21 protein-coding genes are annotated in these 21,225 nt (G+C 63.5%); 13 read left to right on the top strand and 8 right to left on the bottom strand.

Annotation, left to right across the window (positions count from 1 at the left end):
• Positions 1-12: 12 nt before the first annotated feature.
• Positions 13-1,113, bottom strand: coding sequence for an EAL domain-containing protein (locus tag ACIQH5_RS17875; protein WP_400405946.1), 1,101 nt, complete (start codon positions 1,111-1,113; stop codon positions 13-15).
• Between the two features lie 174 nt (positions 1,114-1,287).
• Between ACIQH5_RS17875 and ACIQH5_RS17880 the strand changes: the two genes are divergently transcribed.
• A complete protein-coding gene (locus tag ACIQH5_RS17880) occupies positions 1,288-2,106 on the top strand; it encodes a CPBP family intramembrane glutamic endopeptidase (RefSeq protein WP_400405948.1) in 819 nt (272 codons plus the stop codon).
• Positions 2,107-2,142: 36 nt separating this feature from the next.
• Here ACIQH5_RS17880 and ACIQH5_RS17885 read toward each other — a convergent pair whose 3' ends face one another.
• The 5 genes from ACIQH5_RS17885 to ACIQH5_RS17905 are packed head-to-tail and all read right to left on the bottom strand — an operon-like array spanning position 2,143 to position 7,142.
• Entirely contained in the window at positions 2,143-2,757 is a 615-nt protein-coding gene (locus ACIQH5_RS17885) for a TetR/AcrR family transcriptional regulator (protein ID WP_400405950.1), read from the bottom strand.
• 9 nt (positions 2,758-2,766) lie between these two features.
• Positions 2,767-4,008, bottom strand: coding sequence for an NAD(P)/FAD-dependent oxidoreductase (locus tag ACIQH5_RS17890; RefSeq protein WP_400405952.1), 1,242 nt, complete (start codon positions 4,006-4,008; stop codon positions 2,767-2,769).
• A complete protein-coding gene (locus tag ACIQH5_RS17895; RefSeq protein WP_400405954.1) occupies positions 4,005-4,199 on the bottom strand; it encodes a ferredoxin in 195 nt (64 codons plus the stop codon). The genes ACIQH5_RS17890 and ACIQH5_RS17895 overlap by 4 nt, the downstream gene beginning before the upstream one ends.
• Positions 4,196-5,368 carry a cytochrome P450 gene (locus ACIQH5_RS17900; protein ID WP_400405956.1) on the bottom strand — a complete coding sequence of 391 codons (1,173 nt, stop codon included), beginning with the start codon at positions 5,366-5,368 and terminating at the stop codon, positions 4,196-4,198. The genes ACIQH5_RS17895 and ACIQH5_RS17900 overlap by 4 nt, the downstream gene beginning before the upstream one ends.
• 13 nt (positions 5,369-5,381) lie before the next feature.
• A complete protein-coding gene (locus tag ACIQH5_RS17905; protein WP_400405958.1) occupies positions 5,382-7,142 on the bottom strand; it encodes an MFS transporter in 1,761 nt (586 codons plus the stop codon).
• Positions 7,143-7,274: 132 nt separating this feature from the next.
• Here ACIQH5_RS17905 and ACIQH5_RS17910 point away from each other — a divergent pair, with 132 nt between their 5' ends.
• Genes ACIQH5_RS17910 through ACIQH5_RS17935 form a run of 6 tightly spaced genes read left to right on the top strand, consistent with a single transcriptional unit; the run spans position 7,275 to position 14,055 of the window.
• Positions 7,275-8,345: a phosphotriesterase gene (locus tag ACIQH5_RS17910; protein ID WP_400405960.1), complete on the top strand. Its 1,071-nt coding sequence runs from the start codon at positions 7,275-7,277 to the stop codon at positions 8,343-8,345.
• A 13-nt stretch (positions 8,346-8,358) separates the two neighbouring features.
• Positions 8,359-9,312, top strand: coding sequence for a phosphotriesterase (locus ACIQH5_RS17915; protein ID WP_400405962.1), 954 nt, complete (start codon positions 8,359-8,361; stop codon positions 9,310-9,312).
• Between the two features lie 20 nt (positions 9,313-9,332).
• Positions 9,333-10,442, top strand: a complete 1,110-nt coding sequence (locus ACIQH5_RS17920; RefSeq protein ID WP_400405964.1) for an FAD-dependent oxidoreductase — start codon at positions 9,333-9,335, stop codon at positions 10,440-10,442.
• A 13-nt stretch (positions 10,443-10,455) separates the two neighbouring features.
• On the top strand, positions 10,456-11,388 hold the full coding sequence (locus ACIQH5_RS17925) for an alpha/beta hydrolase (RefSeq protein WP_400405966.1): 933 nt from the start codon (positions 10,456-10,458) through the stop codon (positions 11,386-11,388).
• Entirely contained in the window at positions 11,385-12,347 is a 963-nt protein-coding gene (locus ACIQH5_RS17930; RefSeq protein ID WP_400405968.1) for an MBL fold metallo-hydrolase, read from the top strand. Before ACIQH5_RS17925 ends, ACIQH5_RS17930 begins: the two co-directional genes overlap by 4 nt.
• On the top strand, positions 12,340-14,055 hold the full coding sequence (locus ACIQH5_RS17935) for a CocE/NonD family hydrolase (protein WP_400405970.1): 1,716 nt from the start codon (positions 12,340-12,342) through the stop codon (positions 14,053-14,055). The genes ACIQH5_RS17930 and ACIQH5_RS17935 overlap by 8 nt, the downstream gene beginning before the upstream one ends.
• On the opposite strand, the gene ACIQH5_RS17940 is transcribed toward ACIQH5_RS17935, so the two are convergent.
• Positions 14,042-14,629: a MarR family winged helix-turn-helix transcriptional regulator gene (locus tag ACIQH5_RS17940; RefSeq protein WP_400405972.1), complete on the bottom strand. Its 588-nt coding sequence runs from the start codon at positions 14,627-14,629 to the stop codon at positions 14,042-14,044. The two genes, ACIQH5_RS17935 and ACIQH5_RS17940, sit on opposite strands and share 14 nt — an antisense overlap.
• 132 nt (positions 14,630-14,761) lie before the next feature.
• Between ACIQH5_RS17940 and idi the strand changes: the two genes are divergently transcribed.
• Genes idi through ACIQH5_RS17970 form a run of 6 tightly spaced genes read left to right on the top strand, consistent with a single transcriptional unit; the run spans position 14,762 to position 20,603 of the window.
• Positions 14,762-15,316: an isopentenyl-diphosphate Delta-isomerase gene (gene idi / locus ACIQH5_RS17945; RefSeq protein ID WP_400405974.1), complete on the top strand. Its 555-nt coding sequence runs from the start codon at positions 14,762-14,764 to the stop codon at positions 15,314-15,316.
• Positions 15,313-16,422, top strand: coding sequence for a polyprenyl synthetase family protein (locus ACIQH5_RS17950; protein ID WP_400405976.1), 1,110 nt, complete (start codon positions 15,313-15,315; stop codon positions 16,420-16,422). The genes idi and ACIQH5_RS17950 overlap by 4 nt, the downstream gene beginning before the upstream one ends.
• Positions 16,419-17,354, top strand: coding sequence for a phytoene/squalene synthase family protein (locus ACIQH5_RS17955; protein ID WP_400405978.1), 936 nt, complete (start codon positions 16,419-16,421; stop codon positions 17,352-17,354). The genes ACIQH5_RS17950 and ACIQH5_RS17955 overlap by 4 nt, the downstream gene beginning before the upstream one ends.
• The gene (crtI, locus tag ACIQH5_RS17960; RefSeq protein WP_400405980.1) at positions 17,351-19,003 is read left to right on the top strand and encodes a phytoene desaturase family protein; all 1,653 of its coding nucleotides are present in this window, start codon (positions 17,351-17,353) and stop codon (positions 19,001-19,003) included. Before ACIQH5_RS17955 ends, crtI begins: the two co-directional genes overlap by 4 nt.
• The gene (locus ACIQH5_RS17965; protein WP_400405982.1) at positions 19,003-19,353 is read left to right on the top strand and encodes a lycopene cyclase domain-containing protein; all 351 of its coding nucleotides are present in this window, start codon (positions 19,003-19,005) and stop codon (positions 19,351-19,353) included. The genes crtI and ACIQH5_RS17965 overlap by 1 nt, the downstream gene beginning before the upstream one ends.
• Entirely contained in the window at positions 19,350-20,603 is a 1,254-nt protein-coding gene (locus tag ACIQH5_RS17970; protein WP_400405984.1) for a prenyltransferase, read from the top strand. Before ACIQH5_RS17965 ends, ACIQH5_RS17970 begins: the two co-directional genes overlap by 4 nt.
• On the opposite strand, the gene ACIQH5_RS17975 is transcribed toward ACIQH5_RS17970, so the two are convergent.
• Positions 20,598-21,164, bottom strand: coding sequence for a MarR family winged helix-turn-helix transcriptional regulator (locus ACIQH5_RS17975; RefSeq protein WP_400405986.1), 567 nt, complete (start codon positions 21,162-21,164; stop codon positions 20,598-20,600). The genes ACIQH5_RS17970 and ACIQH5_RS17975 overlap by 6 nt on opposite strands.
• Between the last annotated feature and the right edge of the window lie 61 nt (positions 21,165-21,225).

The following is a 21,225-nucleotide window of genomic DNA, read 5'->3' on the forward strand; positions in this document are numbered from 1 at the left end:
CCGGGCAGTTGGTTAGCCTGCGGGCTGCGCTTCCGTCTGCGCACGGATGCTCCACGCGGACCAATCCAAGGGGTGAACGGAGGGGCGGCCCAAGAGGTACCCCTGCGCTGCCGTGACCTTCAGCGCAGTGACTTCATCAAGTTCAGCGGCTGTTTCTATGCCTTCCGCGATGATGTCCGCACCGATCTCCCGCGCGAGCTCCACGATGGCCCTGGCCCGGGTCTTTTGGCCGTCGTTGCTTTCAATACCTTCAATCAAGTGTCGATCCAGCTTGATGATGTCCGGGCGCAGCTGTTCAATCCGTTCCATGGAAACCAGGGCGGCTCCGGACGCGCTGATGGCCAGGCGCAAACCCAGGGCGCGCAGAGGGCCCAGGCCGTCGGTGCCGGTTTGCCCTCCCACCACGTCCAGACTGCCCGTCAGTTCAACAATGATCCTGTCCGGGGCGAGTGCCGCAGCGGCCAACAGGTTCCGCACGCGGGGGTCGCTGGACGTCGCAGGGGTGAGGTTCAGCGCAACGGACATGTTTTCCGGGACATCGTGTGCAGCCGTCAGGGCGCAATGCAAGGCAGCAATTTCGAGTTCCGTGCCCAACCCCGCTGCCGCGGCCTCGTTGAACCACACATCGGCTCCGGCCCCATCCTCGCCGACGAATCTGGTCAAGGCCTCCACGCCCACCACGTCTCCGCCGGGCAACGCATGGACAGGCTGGAAGGCGGTCAGCAAGAGCTTGTCCGCAAGGATCGATTGGATGCTTTCGCGGACTTCATGGCTGACGGGGACGGACACGGTCCGGGCTGTGTCCGATGACTCCAGGTGCAGGCTGGTTCCTTGACGTTGTACCGGGACCTTGGCTGGTGAACCCGGCGTCTTGCGGGTCTCCAGCAAGTGCTCCAGCAAAACGCGCTCGGGGTCGTCAGGGCGCGCGTCAAGCAACGCGCGAAGATTGTTCCTGACGCCTTCGCTCCGGGCATCGCTATCGGCAAGGATGGATTCGATGATGTCCAGCACTTGTTCGCGCATGGTCATTTCTTCGCTGGCCGGAGATGCCGCAGCATCGTCCTTCGGTGAGTTTCCGCTTTCCGGTATTGAAGAGCCCGCGTCTTGAGCCATAAATTATTCCTTTTGTGTGTCCCCCCACTGGCAAAGCCAGCCATGACCGGCCCCACGAGAACATGTGGGCCCTGTCACGAATCTTACAGACGAATCGCTGCACCTGAGACACCTGGATGACTCCTGACGAGGGAAAACGTGTTGCAGGACGGGAAGCCCTGACATGCTGGAGGGGTGACACGCATGTCAACGGAGTTACCCCGGACCGCAATGACGTGGAAGCTGCTGCCGGCGGCACTGCTTTCCATGTCCGGTGTGCCCCTCTTTGCGTGGGGAAACGGGATGCTCGGCTACGGCCTGCTGGTGGCGAGCGTGGTGACGGCAGCGTTCATCGACCACCAACTGATGCGGCACCTCACCTTGATCGCAGCAGGCATGACCATCTTCAGCCTGGTGCCCCTCAACGCTGACCTCAGCACCGAGCACATGGCCCTCATGGGCGGAGCCCTCGCGTTGGCTGTGCTGGTGCCATGGCTGGTGTCGCGGTTCCTCTACCGGGAAGACATCATCAGATTCCCGGTAAATACGGGCCGTAAGTGGCCGCTGGCCGCGAAGCTCTACCTCATAGGCGTGGTTGCCCTCGGCTACTTCATCCTGCCGGTGTACCTGATCAGGACGGGCGTCTACCAAAACTGGCCGGACGCTTCCGATCCCCAGATCTTCTGGCGGCTCTTCCTGGGCGTTAACGCCGTGGGAATCTGGGATGAACTGTTCTTCATCTGCACCACGTTCACCCTGCTGCGCCAACATTTTCCGGACTGGCTGGCCAACCTTCTGCAAGCCGTGGTGTTCTCGTCATTCCTGTGGGAGATCGGCTACCAGTCGTGGGGTCCGCTGCTGACGTTCCCGTTCGCGCTCTTGCAGGGCTACACGTTCAAGCTCACCAAATCCTTCACCTACGTGGTGTCCGTGCACCTGCTCTTCGACTTGGTGCTGTTCCTCGCGCTGGTTCATGCGCACAACAGGGACTGGCTGCCGATCTTCCTGTACTAGATTTCAGCGGTATTAGGAATTCAGCGGAACTAGGGTTCAGCGCTCGTCGCACAGCAAATGGAACCAGGCATCCGCCAGGACTTCCAAGGCATGTTCACGGTTCGGTTCGAGCTTCCGGCGCGTCCAAAGGGTGGCTACGTAGTCCAGCTGGGTAAAGGCAAGCGTCCCCCGGATATGCCGCGTTTCCTCAGCGAACCGGCCTGCCAGTTGCATGCCACGAACAAGGTCTGAAATGACTTCCTCGTGCCACCCCTCCACCAGTGTCCGCACTTCACGGTCAACCGCCGCGGCTTCGTCCAGGACGTCGAGGTAGGGGCGGAAGACGGGCCACAACGCAGCACGGGATTCCAACCAGGCCAGGATTCCGGGCAGCTCGCCCGAGCGGACCACGTCCACCAGGTCAGGAGCGGTGGACGCGCTGTCAGGGCCGTTGGCTCGGTCCAAAACATTGTTCACGCGCGCCATGAAGTCCTTCATCAAATCACTGCGCGAGGGATAGTACGCGTAGAAGGTCACGCGTGTTGTGCCGGCGGCGGCAGCAATCTCATCGATGGTGGTGGCGGCATAACCCTTGTGGGTGAAGAGCTCCAGCGCACGGTCGATAATGGTGTCGCGGGTCAGCTGCTTCTGGGCTTCGCGCAGTGAGGACATGGCCCAATCCTATCGGGGCAAGGCCGCCTCTCCCGGCCGGAGGACTCCCGGTCCTTTGTTCGCCAATGCGCGGAGTTTCGGGATGGGTATCCGGTAATTGATGGCCGCCGCGGTGCCCGGATTGCCCGCCCCGCCCTGACCGCCGTTGCCGTACCAGCTCATGAGCAACGACTCCGGGTCACCGCCTGGGTCGCAAAAGTCCGGGGCACCCTCCACCGGCGTGAAGCCCACCGCCTTGAGCGACAAACCGAAGCCCTCAGTCCAGAAATAGGGCTGAAGGTCACCCTCCGGCGCGGCATCACCTCGAAGAAGTCCGACGGCGGCGACCTTGGCTTGGTCAATGGCGCTCGTCCACAGCGGGACCCGCCGTAGCCCGAGCCGTGTTGGGAAGTACGCGACGTCGCCCGCTGCGACAATGTCCGGCCGGAGGCGGCCCCGGGAGTCCACGCGCAAAGCCCCTCCCTCCAGGAGACCCGAGCCGGTCAGCCAGCCGACATTGGGCTCATCACCGATGGCGGCCACCACAATGTCAGCCCCCAGTTCGGTGCCATCCGCCAGAGCAACCCGGGCACCGGCGTCGTGCGGTGAGTGTTCGTTTGTTCCCACCAGGCGTGCCGTGCCGCTGGTGACCAGCCTCAACCCGCGCCGCTGGGCTGCTGCGACGAAGATGCCGGACAGGTGCCCGCCGAGATGACGGGCCAGCGGCGTGCTGCTTGCGACCATCGTGACCTGGCAACCGGCGTCAAGGCAGCCGGAGGCGATTTCCATCCCGAGCGGCCCGCCTCCTACCACGATCACGGAAGGGCGGCCGGTGATGCGCTCTTTCAGGGTGATGGCGTCCTCGATGGTGCGGAGAGTAAAGATCCCTGTGCCGTGTCCTCCGGGATCTCCCACCAGGCGTTTCGCCCGGGCCCCGGACGCGATGACCAGGCCGTCGTACGGAAGCTGCCCGCCGTCGTCGAGTTTTAGCAGCTTGGCATCCCGGTCCATACCCGTGACGCCGACACCGAGCAGCTCGATGGCCTGGTGGCCGGGCGCGGGGAGATGATGCGCTGTGACACTGTCCTCGCCGCCGTGCAGCAGCGCTTTCGACAACGCCGGGCGGCTGTACGGCTGATGCTGTTCGGCGCCCACGACCGTGAGTTCGCCGTCGAAGCCTGCCGCCCGGAGTGAGTCGCAGGCAGTGAGCCCTGCGATGCCATTTCCCACCACCACGATCCTTCGCATGGGGGCTGCCTTGCCAGTGGTCACGCCGCCTCCAATCTGAGCGCTGCCACCGGGCAGACGCGGACGGCAGCTTGAGCGGCGTCGAGATCGGCCCCGTCAACATCCGTGGTGTCGATCAGGAGTTCGCCGTCATCGTCCAAGTGCATGAGGGTGGGCGCGGCTTCCTCGCAGAGCCCGTGGCCCTCGCAGCGCGGACGGTCCAGGTGGATCCTCATGCGGCCACCACCTTCAGCACCTGGAGCCGCTCGTGGCTCCGGGTGATGTTGCTGGGTTCCCGGACTTCGTGGCCCAGCTCCAGGATTGTTACGCGGCGGGCAAGGGCATCGATGATCGCGTGGGCCTCAAGCTTCGCCAAGCCCTGGCCGGCACAACCGTGTGGTCCGTAGCCGAAGGAGAGGTGATCCACGGGGTTGCGTGCGATGTCGAAGGTGTCGGGGTTCTCGTAATGCCTCGGATCACGGTTGCCGGCCCCCAGGAGGAGCCCCAATTGGGCTCCAGCAGGAATTGTCACTCCATCGATCTCGACCTCGCGGGTGGTGGTGCGGCCCCAGATATGGATGGGCGCCCAGAACCGAAGTACCTCCGCAAAGGCCGCCGGGACAAGTTCGGGCTTCGCTCGGAGCAGTTCGAGCTGCTCGGGATGGCGTCCGAACAGTGCCACGATGTTGCCGATGGAAGCTATGGTGGTGTCCACGCCTGCGCCGAGATACTGGTGGATGATGTGTCCCGCAGCGCCTTGTGGAATGTCTCCACGGGCTTCGGCGTCGAAGATCCCGCGGCCGATGGAGCCGGGAGTCAGGTCCTCTGCGGTGACAGAGGAACACCATCCGTAGAGTTCGCCCGCAATGGGGAAGTTCTCCTGAGTACGCTGGTTCATGGGTCCGATGACCTGCATGGCAGCTTGCCCCCAGCGCAGCATGTTGCCTTTAACATGCCCGTTGAAACCGATGAGGTCCGCCACGATCTCCAGGGGGAAGGCGCGCGCCAGCGAGTCAATGGCCTCGAAACTGCCGGTGGCAACAAGCTCCGCCACGAGCTTGTCCGCTTTCTGGTCGATTACCACCTTCAGCCCGCGGAGCGCACGTGGCGTCAGGTTCTCCGACAAAGTGGCCCTCAGCTGGGTGTGGGTGGGTGGATCGGAGGCCAGGGAGGTGCCTTGGAGAGCCTCGTTCACCATGGGATTGAATCCGGGGGTTGTGGACGAGAAAGTGGCGGGATCGCCGAGGACTTCGCGGATGGCGTCATAGCGGGTGATGACGTAGAGGTTGTTCTTGGGCAGGTGGACTACGCCGCCCTGTTCGCGCAGTTTCGCGTAAGCGGGGTAGGGATCAATCAGGAGCTGATCGTCCCAGATGTCCAGGTCTGATTCAGTGGGAGCAGTCATGGTGTTGGCCCTTTCAGATCGCGGGTTCGGAGGTGGTTGTCTCGGCCGGGGCGGCGGCAGAGGCCGGCGCTGCGGCAGAGGCTGGAGCAGCGGCTGGAGCGGGTGCCGGCGCTGCCGAGCGCGAGGATATGAAAAGCGTGAGGAGGGCCGAGATGGCGGCGGCGATCGCGGCCACCAAGTAGACCAGTTGGAAGCCTTCGCCGAGTGCGGTCCCGGCCACGCCTTGGATCTGCTGTTGGGCTGCCGTGAGCGCCTGCGTCATTCCCTCCACGGCCTGGCGGGAAGCGCCTGCAGCTGCCGCTTCACCGGATACCTGGCCCACCACGCCGTCCCACCCTGAGAGATACGCAAGTGGCGGCACATGGCCCAGACCGGCAACGGCGTTTGCGGGGAGTCCTGCACCGCCGAGGATGCCGGAGAGAGGAGCGGCGAAGGCTGAGGCTCCCACCCCGAAGGCAATGGCCGAACCGACCACCGGCCCCAAGGCGAAACCAAGATCGCGGAGGAGGTTGGTGGTGGCTGAGGCCATGCCGATGTGTTGCGGCGGCACGGTGTTAATTGCGACGGCGGTGACGGAACCGACCGTCAGGGCGAAGCCGATTCCGAGAATGAGGAGCGGCGGAATAAACGCCGTCCAGGCTGTGCCGCCGAAGGCTTCGGGCGTGCCGAGGGAGAAGGTGGACAGCCAGAAGCCGGAGACAGCCATGAGGGTAAACCCACCGGTGAGCGCCCACCGCGGAGCTACGTGGTGGATGAGCCATCCAACCACAGGAATGAGGACGAACGCCGGGCCTTGGATAAAGACGAACAGCACACCGACTTTCCACGCCTCGGCCAGGGCCAGCCCACCGACGGCAACGCTGGTGCTGTAGCAGATGGCGAGGAACGCAAACATGCCGGTGACTGCAACGATGCCCGTGATGGAGTAGGCGCTGTTCTTGAACAGCGAGAGATGGATGAGGGGTTGCTCTGTGCGCATCTCGATGATGACGAAGGCGATGAGGAGGATGCCGCCCGCAACGTAGCTGGCCACCACCTCTACTGCACCGAATCCGGCGTCAACTGCTTGGACGGTGGCGAACAGCACGGCAATAAGGCCCAGCGCCAAGGTGGCCTGGCCGGGCAGGTCCAGCTTGCGTCCCTTGGCGGCCGCGGAATCCTTGGCTCGGAGGGAAACGAGGAAGACGATGACGGCGATGGCTGCCGCTACCAGGTAGGCCACGCGCCACCCGCTGAAGGCATTGGGTTGGCTCGCGCTGGCGCCGGGCACGGTGAAGAACTGCGCCGTGAGCCCGGCCAGCAATGGCGAGATGACCGCGCCGAGGGAAAGGAACCCTGCCCACGTGGCAATGGCTTTGGCCCTGGCCTGGTGATCGGGAGTGATGGCGGCCAGCATGGACAGCGAGATGGGGAACAGGATGCCCGCCCCGATACCGCCGATGGCCTGTGCCGCAATCATCATCCCGGTACTGGTGGCCATGGCGGCGACGAGTGAACCCAGAACGCTGAGCCCGGCTCCGGCGTACAGCAATTTCTTCCGGCCGAACAGGTCGCCCAGGAGTCCCCAGCTGAGCTCGAAGACAACTATTCCCATCATGAACATGCCGGCGATCCAAGTGAGTCCTGCACCGGATGTTTGGAACTCGACGGCGAACGTTCCGTTCAGCGCGCCTGGTAGGGCGTTGGTGATTTGGGCGAGGGTGACTGCGCTATAGGCGGCCACAAAGGTGGCTGGCACGGAGCCGCGGCTCGACACCGCAATGGTCTGGCTCATCGATGAAACTCCCTTGTTTCGGGTCGATTGTGGAATGGAGTGCTTTCGCTCACAGTCTGGATGCAAACTTTACGCAATGTCAATAGAAATACGCACGGATTATTTCTTTGACACCGTGTAAAGCTTTGTGTGATGCTGACTGCACACCAGCACCCGGACTTCAAAGGAGAAGCCATGATTTATCCCTTGGACATCGCGACCCCGGCCGTGGGCCGCGACCCAGCTGCCGGCACCGAAGGCAGCGGCGGAAACGTCAACACGGTCCTCGGCCCCGTTCCATCCCAGGAACTCGGCATCACAGCCGTCCACGAAGCCCTGCTTTCCGTGGTCCCCGGAGCCCAGTTCGCGCCGGATATCTCCATTGACCGGGCGGAAATCTTCGAGGTCCTGGCTGCCAAGCTCCGGGATTTCCGCGAACACGGCGGCCGGACCATCGTGGACAGCACCGGCATGTTCCACGGCCGTGACGTGAAACTTTACGAGGCACTCTCCCGCGCAACCGGCGTGCACATCGTGGCATCCACCGGCATGGGCCCCGAGGAGATGCTGGGCGGTTACTTCCTGACACCACAGACCAACCCGCCCACGCCATGGCCCGCAGAAAGGTTCGCTGAGCTCTTCAGCAAGGAAATCACCGCGGGCATGGTGGTCCCTCGCGTGGAGCGCCGGGGACCCGCCGGGCTCGTGACCACAACGGCAGACCGCAGCGGCATGACGCCTACTGAGGAAAGCTTGTTCAGGGGCGCAGCGAGGGCTGCACTGAACACCGGGGCGCCGCTGTCCATTCGCTATGGGGCCGATGCCCTGCATGACCTGGGCATCGTCCTGGAAGAGGGGTTGCGTGCCGGGCGCGTGCTGGTGGGTGACTTGGACCGTGCGGATGCCGATGGTGCCGCGTTGGAAGCAGCCAAGCGGGGAGCGTTCGTCGGCGTGGACCACGTGGGCCTCAATGACCACCCCAACTACGTGAACGATGCCCAACGGGCGAGCTTGGTCATGGAACTCGTCAACGCAGGCCAAAGCCACCGGATCATCCTCTCCAGCAATGCCATCGGCGTGGCCAAGGGGCTGCCGGAGTACCACCTCCCGTTCAGCCACGTCCTGTCAACGTTCGTGCCCTTCCTCAAACAACAGGGCCTCAGCGACGAGGATGCCCACCGGATTCTGGTGGACAACCCCCGCGAACTCCTCACACATTCCTGAAGGGGAAATAAACGTGTCAAAGGTAAACACAGTGCTGGGAACCATCCCGGCTGAAGAACTGGGGCTCGTGGCCATCCATGAGCACATCGGATACGGCATGCCCGGCAGCGAGCTGGACACCACCTGGTGGAAGACCCCGGAGGAACGGTATGCAGAGACGGTACCCAAGCTCCGCGCCTTCCATGAGTACGGTGGCGGCACTTTCGTGGATGCCACCGGCATCTGCAACGGCCGCGACGTTGACTACTACAAGTCGCTGTCCGCGAAGACCGGAGTCCACATCGTTGCCTGCACTGGCTTCGTCGGCGGAGACACCGCCCTGCCTCATTTTGCCCGCGCTTCGGTTGACTACCTGGCCAAGGTATTCATTCACGAGATCAGTGTGGGCATCGGCACCACGGGCAGCCGCGCCGGCGTCATCAAGGTGGGCGTCAGCCGCGGTGGTCGCATGACGGACCTGGACAAGAGGATCTACCGGGCGGCCGCACGCGCAGCCATACAGACCGGAGCCCCTGTTCTGACGCATCTGGCCATAGATGCCGAGAATGCCATTGCCATTTTCCAGGAGGAAGGACTGCCGCTGGACCGCGTCCTCTTCGGACACGTCGACGACGGTGTGAACGCCGAAAACACGCGGGACACCTGGATCGCGGAGCAAGGAGGCCGGGTGGGGTTCGACACCTTCGGTTACGAGACCGAGCTGGAAGACCCTCCCTTCTGGGCCCGCCCCAGGCAGGAACGCCTGGACCACTTCCTCCGCTTCCTCAATGCAGGCCATCTGGACAAGGCGCTCGCAGGTGCCGACGCCAACTGCAGCCCGCTCGGGTGGGCCGGCGTGAAGGGCCACACCGTGAACTACATCTTCGAGGATCTCATCCCGGACCTCCGCAAAGCCGGCTTGGAAGAAGACGCCATCAGGACGATCTTCGTGAACAACCCGGCCACCTTCCTCACCCTCAGCGCCTGACCCAGAAAGCACAGAATCCCATGAAGACTTCAGAGATCAAGAACCTCAAGATCGCCATCATCGGCGGCGGCTACGGCGGAGCCTCGGTGGCCAAAGCCCTGCAGAATATCGGCGCGGACAACGTCCACGTTTACGAGCAAGCGCCAGCGTTGGCCCAGGTGGGTGCGGGCATCGGTCTTCGCCCGCCGTCGGTGGAACTGTTCCGCAGGTGGGGCATCTTTGACCGTATCGCCGCCGTGAGCTCGCCCAGCGACCATCTCGAAATCCTCACGGCTGACGGTAGCCACATCCTCGCGAAGGAGGAATGGCCGTTCCTGCGCGCCTACCAGCAGGTCAATCACAACCGAATGATCCACCGCGGAGACTTCATCGACGCCCTGCTCGGCGCCCTCCCCGAGGGCATGGTGCATCTGGGCTACAAGCTGGACACCATCCAGGACCACGGCAACCACGCTACTCTCACCTTCCAGAATGGCGAGGTTGTCACAGCTGACCTTGTGATCGGCGCCGATGGCATTCGTTCCACAGTTCGCCATCAGCTCTTCTCGCAGAAGGAACCTGTATTCTCCGGCGAGCATGCCTACCGTGCGGTCATTTCGATCGAGAACGCCCACGGCTTGGTGACGGACGACAATCCACGCTTCTACATGGGCAGCAACGGCACCATCGCCTACAACCTGCCCTTGCGGCACCGCGGCGAGCTCTCGTACGACATCACGGCCGCTTCCGACGACGCCTCTTGGGCACCGGAGATCACCAATGACTACCTGGTGAAGCTACTGGAAGGTTTCGACGAGCGGATCGTCCAGGTTGCCCGGGAACTGGACCTGAGCACGGTGACCAGCCGCTCAGTATTCGACATCGATCCCATCGATTCCTGGCACACCGGCTCCGTGGCGTTGCTGGGCGATGCCGCCCACGCGATGCTGCACCACCAGGGCCAAGGCGCCAATTCGGCCATCCTGGACGCCGGCGGTTTCGCTGACGCGATGATCCAGGGCGACTCCGTGCAGGATGCCCTGTCCATCTACCAGGCCACCCGAAAGCCGGTGACTGATGAACTGCAGCGCGTATCCCGTCAGGGTTGGCACGCCGATGCGGTGGACTCCGCCTTCCCGGCCAACGCCTAAGGACGGGCCCGGCATGCCAATCCATCCACAGATCGCCAAAATCCTCGCCACTCTCCCTGCTCCCGACGGTTCACCGTTGGACCCCGCCGCACTGCGCGCTGACGAAGCAGCCCGGCTCCTGCCGGCCGGTGAGCGGCTGCCGCTTCACGCCGTCGTCGATGCCACAGCGGCGACCTCCTCCGGTGAGGTTCCGGTTCGCATTTATACGCCCACCGACGCGGCGGAACACAGCATTATTGTGTATTTCCACGGCGGCGCCTTCTTCCTGGGCAGCCTGGACACCCACGATCACGTTGCCAGGGCACTGGCGTCGGAAACCGGGCATAAAGTCATCTCGGTCGGTTATCGACTGGCTCCCGAAGCAGCCTTCCCCGCGGGGCTGGAGGACTGCTACGCTGTGGTCCGCTGGGCTGCATCCACCGGAGGGAGCCTCGGCTGGGACGGCCGGAATCTTGCGATTGCCGGAGACAGTTCGGGCGGAAACTTCGTGGCAGCGGTCGCCGCGAAAGCGCACGATGACGGCTTCCACCACATCTCCCAGCAGATTCTGTATTACCCGTCGCTGGACCTGGATTTCGATGCCAACCGATATCCATCCCTGCGCGAGAACGCTGAGGGCTACGGCTTGGAGACGGCCGGTCTGAAGCCCTTCAATGATTTCTATATCGACGGCGGTGCGGAGCCGGGCGACCCGCTCGTCTCCCCTATCAAGCGGGCGGACCTCACCGGGCTGCCACCTGCGCTGATCGTCACCGCCGAGTTCGATCCCCTGCGGGATGAAGGCGAACTGTACGGACGGCGATTGGACGAGGCGGGCGTGGACACCACAGTCAGCCGGTACAGCGGCGCCAACCACGGCTTCGTCCAGAACTTCTCCTGGATCCCGGAGTTCCACCGCGTGTTCGCGGAGACCTCGGAATTCCTGAACCGGAGTCCCGGGAAATGACGCAGCCAGTCCGCGTTCATCCGATCGTCTCTCCGTGGGGCCGTTTTGGCCTGTACAGCTTCTACATCGACGCTCCGGAGCCCGCCATTGTGGACACCGGAATCGCGTCCTCACCCGCGGAGGGCATGATCCCCGCACTGGAAGCGATCGGCCGACGCATAGAGGATGTCCGCTGGATTTTGCTGACCCACGGGCACATCGACCACATCGGCGGAGCCCATGCCCTATGGGAGCTCACGGGACGGCGGGCCAAGGTGGTCATCCATCAAGCTGACGCATCGATGCTCCGCTCCCGCAGCGCCCATGCGGACGAATACCTGGCTGGCCGCGGGCAGTACTTAACGGACCCCGACGGCGCGTCCAAGGTTACTGCCGCGGCGGACGCCGTCATCTCCGGGGAAATGGAGCCTGACGTGCTCGTCCTGGGCGGGGAAACCATTTCGCTGGGCGGTGACGTGAAGGTTTCCGTTCACTCGATCCCGGGACACACGCCGGGCTCGGTGGCCTATGTCATCGACGGCCAGAACGACGTCTTCGTGGGCGATGCCGTGCAGGTTCATGGCGCGGCCAACGGATTCCCGGGATTTGTGGATCCGGCGGCGTACCGCACCAGCCTGGAGTACCTTCGCGACGAAATCCGTCCACAGCACCTGTATCTGGGTCATCCTTACCGGGGCGCTGATGGTGAGCCGCTCGGCGTCGAGCTTGATGAAACACAGGCGCGCCGCGCACTCCAGGAAAGCATCGACGTCGAAAGCCGCGTCAGCGACGCCGCCTGCCGCTGCCTTGAGGCAGGGCTGGAAGGCACGACGTCGGCCTACTCGCCTTTCGCCGCAGTGGCAGAGGACCTTGGCTACACGGGCGATCCCACCCTGGAGCCCTCGCCATTCTTCACAACGCTCCACGGCTACCGCACACACTTTTTGAACCACTTTGAGGAGAAGGCCAACCATGGATGACATCCAGCTATTAGACGCCGGCGGCGAAAAAATCGCGGTCCGGAAGGACCTGCGCGTCCCCATGCGGGACGGCATCGAACTCGCGGCGGACGCCTACCAGGGTGCCGAGGACAAGCCGCGACCCGCGTTGGTGGCATTAAGTCCTTACGGCAAGGAGCTGCAGGCACTCGCTCTCACTACGCCACCACAGCGGCGGCCGAGCCCGATGTGGGACGGCTGCATTGAGGCCGGAGACATCGCCCGGATCGTGCAGGAGGATTACGTCCATGTGATCGGCGACCTCCGCGGTTCCGGCCATTCCGGCGGTGAGCACATCGGCAATTACAACGCCGGCGGGGTCTCCCTGGGCCAGGATGCCTACGACTTCATCGAATGGGTAGCCGCGCAGCCTTGGTGCGATGGCAACGTGGGCATGGTGGGCATCTCCTACTTCGGCTCCATGCAGGTCCTTGCTGCGGCCGAACGCCCACCGAGCCTGAAGGCGATCTTCGTTTCCGGTGGCCACTACGACTTCTACGAGACCACTTACCACGGCGGCATCATGTGGTTCATGCCGCGCGCCGCCCGGGAAGGCCGCGGTGGGGACTCGGGCTGGGCGTTCACGGACAATGTGAAGTCGCGCATGATGGAGAAGTACTCCCCCGACGAACTGAAAGACCTCGTCCAGCAGCGCCTGCAGGACCCGGACGTGGCCGCCTGGCCCAATCTGGTCCATGTGCTGAACTACCCCAAGAACCATGAGGCCTGGTTCGACATCGTCATGAATGAGCTCGATGGCGAATGGTACGAGGAACGGAATCCCATCACCCTCGCGCCAAATATCGACATTCCGGTGTGGCTGCAGATCGACCAGGGCCGGGGCTGGACAATGGATGGCACCATCGAATTGTTCGACTCGCTGAAAGGCCCCCGAAAACTCGATATCGGACCCTATCCGCCCATGCAGTCCCGGCCGTTCATCGAAGAACACGAAAAGATGTTCGTGTGGTATGACTACTGGATCAAGGGCATCGATAACGGCATCATGGACGAGCCGGCTGTCAGTGTCTTCGTGGAGGGTTCACGCGAGGTGGTCACAGCTGATCAATGGCCACCGAAGGATGTCGAGTACACCTCGCTCTACCTGCGCCCGCGCGGCAAGCTTTCCGGTGAACCCGAGCTCATGGGGTCTGAGTACGCCGCTCCGGACGGCTTCTACCAAGCTCCCCTCACCGTGACGGACAAGGTGGAAATCCTCAGCTGGAGCACGCCGCCGTTTGAACAAGATACGGAGATGATCGGGGCCGGCGCCGCGCATATCTTCGCCGAAATCGACCAGCCGGACACCAACTTCATCCTCCGGCTGTGGGACTACGCCCCCAACGGCAAACGCCAACTCATCACCAGCGGATACCTCAAGGCATCACACCGCGAGCTGGACGAACGGACCACCGAGGGCAACCCGTATCACCCGCATACCCGGACATCGCCGGTGGAACCAGGACAGATCGAAGAGTACGTTCTTCGCCTTTACCCATTCGCCAATACCTTCAAACCGGGCCATCACCTGACAGTGGAGCTATCCAACAGCGAACCCTTGGCCGACGAGCACAATGCGCTGCTGCCCCCGGACGCTTTCCATCTGCCGGTAGGCCGGCCGGTGACCCACAAGATCTACCGGGACGCCGCGCACCCGTCGCGGATTCTTCTGCCCACTACGAGGACTTAGCAGCCCACGCCTCACCGGAAACTTCGATCTCCTGCGCCATGTCGTCCAAAAAGCGCTTGACCGTTTCCCGTTCAGCGGGAGAGAGGCGTGCTGCCGCCAGGAACCGTTTGGCCTGCTGCCGGCCAACGGTCTCCATGGCGGCTTCGTGCGTTTCGGGAGTGATGGCGATTGCAAGAGCGCGGCGGTCGGACGGGTGGGCATGTCGCGTGACGTGTCCCGCGCGTTCCAGCCGGTCGAGCAGCTTGGTGGTTGACGCCGTCGAGATGTGGAGCCGGGACGCTATGGCGCCGGGGGTGGCAATGACGCCGTGGTTGGCGCAGATAATCAGATAGTGCAGGGCGCGCATGTCCGATTGGTTGAGCTTCATATATCTCAGTGAGGCGTCCGAGAGGCGTTCCTCTGCCTCGCGCAGCCTTCCCAGCGCTGCCATGAGTTCGCTTATTTGCTCGATGTCCGCCCCGGAAAGGCCGGAGCGATCCACCAGTTCCTGATGGGGATCGTTGGCGTCCAGATGGTAGATGCCGGCGGAAACCGGGGTGCCGGCTTCTTCGGGTATCTCTTCGAATCTGGACATAATGGGTATGTTACACCTAACTTCCTACATGGTAGCCTTTCTTCTAGCTTGTCTAGCAATATGGTGGTTCGGCCAGAAACGGTTCAGCCGGAAGCGGCAAAGCCTGAAACAAGGTGTGGAGGAAGGCGCAACATGAACGCGACAGAGATGGTGGTCCTCCTTGACGACGCCGGAGCACCCATTGGGCAGGCTCCCAAAGCAGGGGTGCACACGCTGGACACTCCCCTCCACCTCGCATTTTCCTGCTACCTTCTCAACGACGCCGGGGAAGTTCTCCTCACCCGCCGTTCACCCGAGAAGAAGACGTGGCCCGGCGTGTGGACCAACAGCTTCTGCGGCCACCCTGGCCCCGGCGAAGAATTCGAGGATGCCGTTCAACGGCGGGCCCAGTTCGAACTCGGAGTCGACGCCACCAGGATCGAACTGGCCCTCCCCCACTTCCGCTACAGGGCGGTGGACCCCACCGGGATCGTCGAGAATGAAGTTTGCCCCGTCTACGTAGCCCGGATCACCGGCGTCCTGAACCCCAACCCCGCAGAGGTTGCGGACTGGGCCTGGATCTCGCCCGCGCTGCTCGCTGATGCTCTGGACCACACACCGTCCGCCTTCAGCCCCTGGCTCGGGCTGCAATTCCCACAGCTACTTGAGGCCGGCGCTTTGCCGCTCCAAGCGGGGGCCGAAGCATGACCATCACCTCAAGCACCGTCCGGAGCCGGACCGATCTCTGCACCGCGATTGAAAACGAACTCAGCGGGCTGATCGGCAAGAGGGCCAGCGCAGCGACGGCCTACGGCCCGGACTTCGCCAGGCTCTGGGCGCTCGCCGGCCAGAACGTCCTGGGCGGCAAGTTCGTTCGGCCGCTACTGCTCATGGAGACCTACGACGCCCTGCACCAAGGTCAGGAATCACGCCACCGCGAAACCGCCATCAGCATCGCCGCCGCCATCGAGCTCCTGCACTACGCCTTCCTCCTGCACGACGACGTGATCGACGGCGACCTCGTCCGCCGCGGGCATGCCAACCTGATCGGTTCCCTCCTGGCGGAAGCCGGCGAAACCATCCGTGATGAAACAGCCGGCGCAGACGGCACCCGCGCTGGGAGCGCCCTCCACTGGGCCCAGACCGGCGGAATCCTGATGGGCGACATGCTCCTCGCAGCCACACACCAGTCCTTCGCCCGGGCCGATCTCCCCCACGAGCTTCGCCTGCGGCTCTTGGACCTCCTGGAACACACCATTAACGAGACCGTGGCGGGCGAGCAACTGGACGTCGGGCTTGGCGACGGCGTCATCGCCCCGGACCTCCAGACCATCCTGGTGATGTGCGGCTACAAAACGGCGACGTACACCTTCGAACTCCCCCTGCGTGCCGCCGCCACGCTGGCAGGTGCCGACTTCGCCGTCGAAAATGCGCTCGCAACAGCCGGCAGGCACCTTGGCCTCGCCTTCCAACTCCAGGACGATCTCCTGTCCACCTTCGGGGATCCTCGCCGCCACGGCAAGGATCCCTTTTCCGATCTCCGCGAGGGGAAGGAGACGGCCATCATCGCCCATGCCCGAACCACCACGGCCTGGCCGGACATTGAGCCCTTCTTTGGCAGGTCCGAGCTCAGCGTCGGAGACGGCGAGCATGTCCGCCGGCATCTCACCCGTTGCGGGGCCGAGGCTTTTGTCCAGGGCCTCATCGAGGAACAAATGCAGGCATTCAACCATCAACTGACCAGCACCATCCCGGTAAGCGTGCGCAACGTGTTGCTCGACCTCGCAGGGCAGCTGGAGGGACGGCAATCATGAGCGTCGCAACGGACACCTCGTTCACACATTTCACGCGAACGGCCGAGCGTGCCGCCAACCAGGTCATCTCCGCGTACTCCACCTCGTTCGGCTTGGCCTGCAGATTGCTGGGATCCAGGCACCGCCAGCACGTCCGCAACATCTACGCCTTGGTACGGGTGGCCGACGAACTCGTTGACGGCGTGACGGCCGAGGCGGGCCTGAGCTACCAGGAGCAGTGCGACGCCCTGACCCACTTCATTGACGAGACACACAGGGCCGTCCAGCTCGGCTACAGCAGCGACCTCATCATCCACGCGTTCGCCCAGACAGCCCGCACCGCAAGGATTGATCATTCGCTCATCGATCCGTTCTTTGACTCCATGCGCATGGACCTTGGCGAGCACACTGACGTTGGCGGACGGGCGGCTCCCGCTGCCGGTCAACAGCCGGCGCCGCTGCGTTTCGACGCCGATGCCCACGACGGTTACGTCCACGGTTCCGCCGAGGTAGTGGGGCTGATGTGCCTGCGGGTCTTCATGCGGGACGAGAAAATCGACGACGGCGACGCCGCGGCTTTGGAGTACGGCGCCAGCCGGTTGGGCGCTGCTTTCCAGAACATCAACTTCCTCAGGGATCTCGCCGACGACACCACCCGCCTGGGCCGCAGCTACCTCGGCACCTCGGACCATCTCGAGGACCACCAGCGCATGGAGTGGGTCAGCACCATCCGGGCGCAGCTGGCCGATGCCAACGCCGTCATTCCCATGCTGCCCCGCGATGCCCGGGCCGCTGTTCGCAGTGCGTCTGCCCTATTCCAAGCGCTGACGGACAGAATTGAACAAACCACCGTGGACGAGCTCTACCGCTCCCGGGTCCGTGTACCGGATGCCGTGAAGGCCGGACTCGCCGCCCGCGCGGTCGCCTCGACCTGGATGGAGCTGCACCGATGACCCGGACAGTAGTGATCGGCGGTGGCATCGCTGGGCTTGCCACCGCCGCGCTTCTCGCCCACGAAGGACACGAGGTCCAGCTCCTTGAGCAACGCGACCGGGTGGGCGGCCGTGCAGGCAGCCTCGAACGGGACGGCTTCCGTTGGGACACCGGCCCCTCCTGGTACCTCATGCCTGGCGTCTTTGATCATTTCTTCAACTTGCTCGGCACCAGCACCGCCGAACAGCTGGATCTGCGCACCCTCAGTCCTGCGTACCGCATCTTCAGCGAACCAAACCACGACGGCGTGCGGCCGGACCCGCTGACAATCCCCCTTGGCAGCGAGCAGGTTTTGGACACCTTCGAAAGCGTTGAGCCCGGCAGCGCCAAAGAACTCCGAACCTACCTCGCTTCGGCGCAGCACACCACGGAGATGGCTGAACGGTTCTTCCTCTATAACCCGTTCACCAAACTGCAGGCGCTGCTTCATCCGGAGGTTGTGCGCAGCCTCCCCAAGCTCGCCCAGTTGCTCCTGACACCGCTGGACAAATACGTTTCCCAGCGGTTCCAGCATCCGGTGCTCCGGCAGGTGCTGGGATATCCGGCTGTTTTTCTGGGCACCAGTCCTTCCGCTGCCCCGGCCATGTATCACCTGATGAGTGCCTTGGACCTGGGCGATGGCGTGCAGTACCCGATGGGCGGTTTTTGGGCCTTGGTTGAACGTCTGGAGGCCTTGGCCCTGAACGCCGGGGTCAGGATCCACACGGGAGCTGAAGCACTCAAGATCACCACCCGCGAGGCGGCACACCCCAAGAAACTGGGGCGCTTTGACGGCTTGGACCTTCCGGCGTGGTTTACAGGAAAGGACAGCCGGGAAGTCACCGGCGTCAAGTGGCGCGACAACGCCGGGGTTGAGCATTACAGCGTTGCCGATCAGGTGGTCTCCGGGGCTGACCTGCATCACACCGAAACCCGGCTGCTCGGCGTCCGTGACAGGAGCTACAACAAGAAGTACTGGCAGAGCCGCACCAGCGGACCCGGCGCAGTGCTGGTGATGCTGGGGGTGAAGGGTTCCTTGCCGGACCTTCCCCACCACTCCTTGTTCTTCACCCGCGATTGGAAGGCCAACTTCGCCTCAATTTACGGTGACCATCCAAGCATTCCGGATCCCGCCTCCATCTACGTCTGCAAACCCAGCGCCACTGACCCCGACGTCGCACCGCCGGATCACGAGAATCTGTTTGTCCTGATTCCCATCCCCGCCGACCCCTCCCTAGGAGCAGGTGGACCCGACGGCAGCGGGGATGAGCTGATCGAACGCACAGCCGACGCCGCGCTGGACCAGATTGCCCAGTGGGCCAACATCCCGGACCTCCGCGCACGCGTGGTGGTCAGGCACACCATAGGGCCGGCCGACTTCGCACGCGACTACAACTCCTGGCGCGGCGGCATGCTGGGACCGGCACACACCCTGAGGCAAAGCGCCATGTTCCGGGCCCAGAACGCCTCCAAGCGTGTTCGCGGCCTGTACTACGCAGGCGCCACCACCGCCCCAGGCGTTGGCGTGCCCATGTGCCTCATCAGCGCCGAACTTGTTCTGAAACGGATCCGCGGCGATCACAGCACCGGACCTACCACTGTGAGGCCTGTAGCTAGCAGGATTGGCTAATGGGTGTTCTCTACTTGGCCTCGTTGCTGCTGGGCATCACCTGCATGCTCCTGCTCGATCACCGTTTTCGCCTGTTCTTCTGGCGGGACGCAAAAGCGGCGGCAATCGTGACCGCCGTCGGGGTCTTGTTCCTCCTCGGCTGGGACCTGGCCGGAATCGGGCTGGGGATCTTCCTGCGCGGCGAAGGAACCATCGCCACGGGATTGCTGCTCGCACCGGAACTGCCCATCGAGGAACCCGTGTTCCTGCTTTTCCTGGTGCTCTGCACCATGGTCCTGTACACGGGCGCGCGTCGGCTGCTTGACCTGATCCCTGCTAAGCGCCATGAGAAAGAGCGGGAGCACGTATGACCTACTTGTGGCTCGCGCTCGCTTTCATCGCAGCAGCTGTGGTCGCGGGCGTGATCTTTGCCCGCCAGGGTGTTCGGTCAGGAGAGGCGCGGTCCGGTGAGGCGCGGTCCGGTGAAGCCGGCAAACACTGGAAAGCAGTCGGCCTCGCGTTCGCTGCCCTTGCTGTCCTCACGGCAGTGTTCGACTCCGTCATGATCGGCATGGAACTCTTCCACTACGACGCCTCACACATTCTTGGCCTCAAGATAGGCTTGGCACCCATCGAGGACTTTGCCTACCCTCTGGCGGGCGTCGTGGCACTGCCAGGCCTGTGGATGTGGCTGACGCGCAAACGCAACGGTTCCAGTTCCAGTTCTAGTTCCCCCCGCGACGAATCGAACCTCAAGGGCCTCGTCCCCCAGGCCCTCCTCGCATCACGCCCGGTCAGCTGGATCAACACCGCCTACCCCTTCGCCGCGGCCATGCTCCTCACCACACGAGAAATCGACTGGGTGCTGATCGTGGGCACCTTCTACTTCCTGATCCCCTACAACCTGGCCATGTACGGCATCAACGACGTCTTCGACTACGAGTCGGACCTCAAAAATCCGCGCAAGGGCGGCATCGAAGGTGCGCTCCTCCACCCGCACCTTCACCGGCCCATGCTCTGGCTCGCGGCGATCACCAACATTCCGTTCCTGCTGGTGTTGGCATTCGCGGGCGGGCCTGCCGCATGGATCAGCCTGGCCGTCAGCGCATTCGCCGTGGTGGCCTACTCCGTCGTGGGACTTCGCTTCAAGGAACGACCCGTCTTGGACTCGCTGACGTCCAGTACGCACTTCGTGAGTCCCGCCGTCGTGGGTTTGGCGCTGGCCGGCGCCGACGTGACGCCCGGACTGCTAATCCTCCTGGCCGCGTTCTTCCTCTGGGGCATGGCCGCTCATGCTTTCGGCGCCGTCCAGGACATCGAACCCGACCGTCAGGCCGGCATCGGCTCCATAGCAACAGTCATCGGTGCCCGCCGGACGGTGCGGCTCGCCGTCGGACTCTGGCTTGTTGCGGGCCTGGCGATGCTGGCCACGCCGTGGCCCGGGCCGCTCGCGGCGATCATCGCCGTCCCCTACATCGTCAACTGCGCCCCGTATTGGAACGTGACGGATACGACGGCGGCGCGCACCAACGTGGCATGGCGGCGGTTCATCTGGCTCAACTACGGTTCAGGATTCCTGGTGACGCTCATTTTCATCCTGCAGTGGAGCCTGACGTCATGAGGCCGCGGGTTTCCCAGGGTTCTCGGGGTTCTCAGTGTTCTGGGGGTTCTCAGGGTCCACTGGCTCTTCGTCGATGGTGTCCAGGGCTTCGCTCATGTGCTGCAGGAAGTTCACCACGATCTGCGACTCATCCGGGTTCAAGGCACAGGCCGCGTCCAGCATCCGGCGGTGCATTCCACCCAAGGTGTGACGCACTTCCTGGTCCGAACCCGGTGTTGCCTTCAAGATCAGCGCGCGACGATCGGTGGGATGGGGTTCGCGGCGGATATGGCCGGACTCCACCAAACGGTCTATCAGTGTGGTCATGGACGCCGACGTTATCCCGAGCTTGTCGCCTAGGTCCTTCGGCTTCATCACTCTTCCGTCGGCCTCAGCCTCGAACAGGTAGCGCAGGGCCAACAGGTCCTTCTCACCCATCCCCATGGACGACCGGGTGCGGCGACGCATCGCTTGCTCGGAGGCACGGTAATCCCGCAAGGCGTTCAGCACGTCAATGGCGATGGCCTTCTGACCTGGGTCTTTCCCATACCAATAGCCCTTTGCATGGCCGTGCGTGTCCATCCGTTGTTCCTTCGATAAGCGTAAAGCTCGTTTCACTAGCAATTTGATAGTAAGTCACGTA

This window comes from Paenarthrobacter sp. NPDC091711 (genome assembly GCF_044756605.1).
GTDB lineage: Bacteria > Actinomycetota > Actinomycetes > Actinomycetales > Micrococcaceae > Arthrobacter.

Excerpts from the sequence above, each read along its gene's own strand:
- ACIQH5_RS17885 (WP_400405950.1), bottom strand. The coding sequence starts at position 2,757 with ATGTCCTCACTGCGCGAAGCCCAGAAGCAGCTGACCCGCGACACCATT.
- ACIQH5_RS17895 (WP_400405954.1), bottom strand. The coding sequence starts at position 4,199 with ATGAGGATCCACCTGGACCGTCCGCGCTGCGAGGGCCACGGGCTCTGC.
- ACIQH5_RS17900 (WP_400405956.1), bottom strand. The coding sequence starts at position 5,368 with ATGACTGCTCCCACTGAATCAGACCTGGACATCTGGGACGATCAGCTC.
- idi (WP_400405974.1), top strand. The coding sequence starts at position 14,762 with ATGAACGCGACAGAGATGGTGGTCCTCCTTGACGACGCCGGAGCACCC.
- ACIQH5_RS17975 (WP_400405986.1), bottom strand. The coding sequence starts at position 21,164 with ATGGACACGCACGGCCATGCAAAGGGCTATTGGTATGGGAAAGACCCA.
- crtI (WP_400405980.1), top strand. The coding sequence starts at position 17,351 with ATGACCCGGACAGTAGTGATCGGCGGTGGCATCGCTGGGCTTGCCACC.
- ACIQH5_RS17925 (WP_400405966.1), top strand. The coding sequence starts at position 10,456 with ATGCCAATCCATCCACAGATCGCCAAAATCCTCGCCACTCTCCCTGCT.
- ACIQH5_RS17955 (WP_400405978.1), top strand. The coding sequence starts at position 16,419 with ATGAGCGTCGCAACGGACACCTCGTTCACACATTTCACGCGAACGGCC.
- ACIQH5_RS17875 (WP_400405946.1), bottom strand. The coding sequence starts at position 1,113 with ATGGCTCAAGACGCGGGCTCTTCAATACCGGAAAGCGGAAACTCACCG.
- ACIQH5_RS17970 (WP_400405984.1), top strand. The coding sequence starts at position 19,350 with ATGACCTACTTGTGGCTCGCGCTCGCTTTCATCGCAGCAGCTGTGGTC.
- ACIQH5_RS17910 (WP_400405960.1), top strand. The coding sequence starts at position 7,275 with ATGCTGACTGCACACCAGCACCCGGACTTCAAAGGAGAAGCCATGATT.
- ACIQH5_RS17905 (WP_400405958.1), bottom strand. The coding sequence starts at position 7,142 with ATGAGCCAGACCATTGCGGTGTCGAGCCGCGGCTCCGTGCCAGCCACC.
- ACIQH5_RS17940 (WP_400405972.1), bottom strand. The coding sequence starts at position 14,629 with ATGTCCAGATTCGAAGAGATACCCGAAGAAGCCGGCACCCCGGTTTCC.
- ACIQH5_RS17930 (WP_400405968.1), top strand. The coding sequence starts at position 11,385 with ATGACGCAGCCAGTCCGCGTTCATCCGATCGTCTCTCCGTGGGGCCGT.
- ACIQH5_RS17935 (WP_400405970.1), top strand. The coding sequence starts at position 12,340 with ATGGATGACATCCAGCTATTAGACGCCGGCGGCGAAAAAATCGCGGTC.
- ACIQH5_RS17965 (WP_400405982.1), top strand. The coding sequence starts at position 19,003 with ATGGGTGTTCTCTACTTGGCCTCGTTGCTGCTGGGCATCACCTGCATG.
- ACIQH5_RS17920 (WP_400405964.1), top strand. The coding sequence starts at position 9,333 with ATGAAGACTTCAGAGATCAAGAACCTCAAGATCGCCATCATCGGCGGC.
- ACIQH5_RS17950 (WP_400405976.1), top strand. The coding sequence starts at position 15,313 with ATGACCATCACCTCAAGCACCGTCCGGAGCCGGACCGATCTCTGCACC.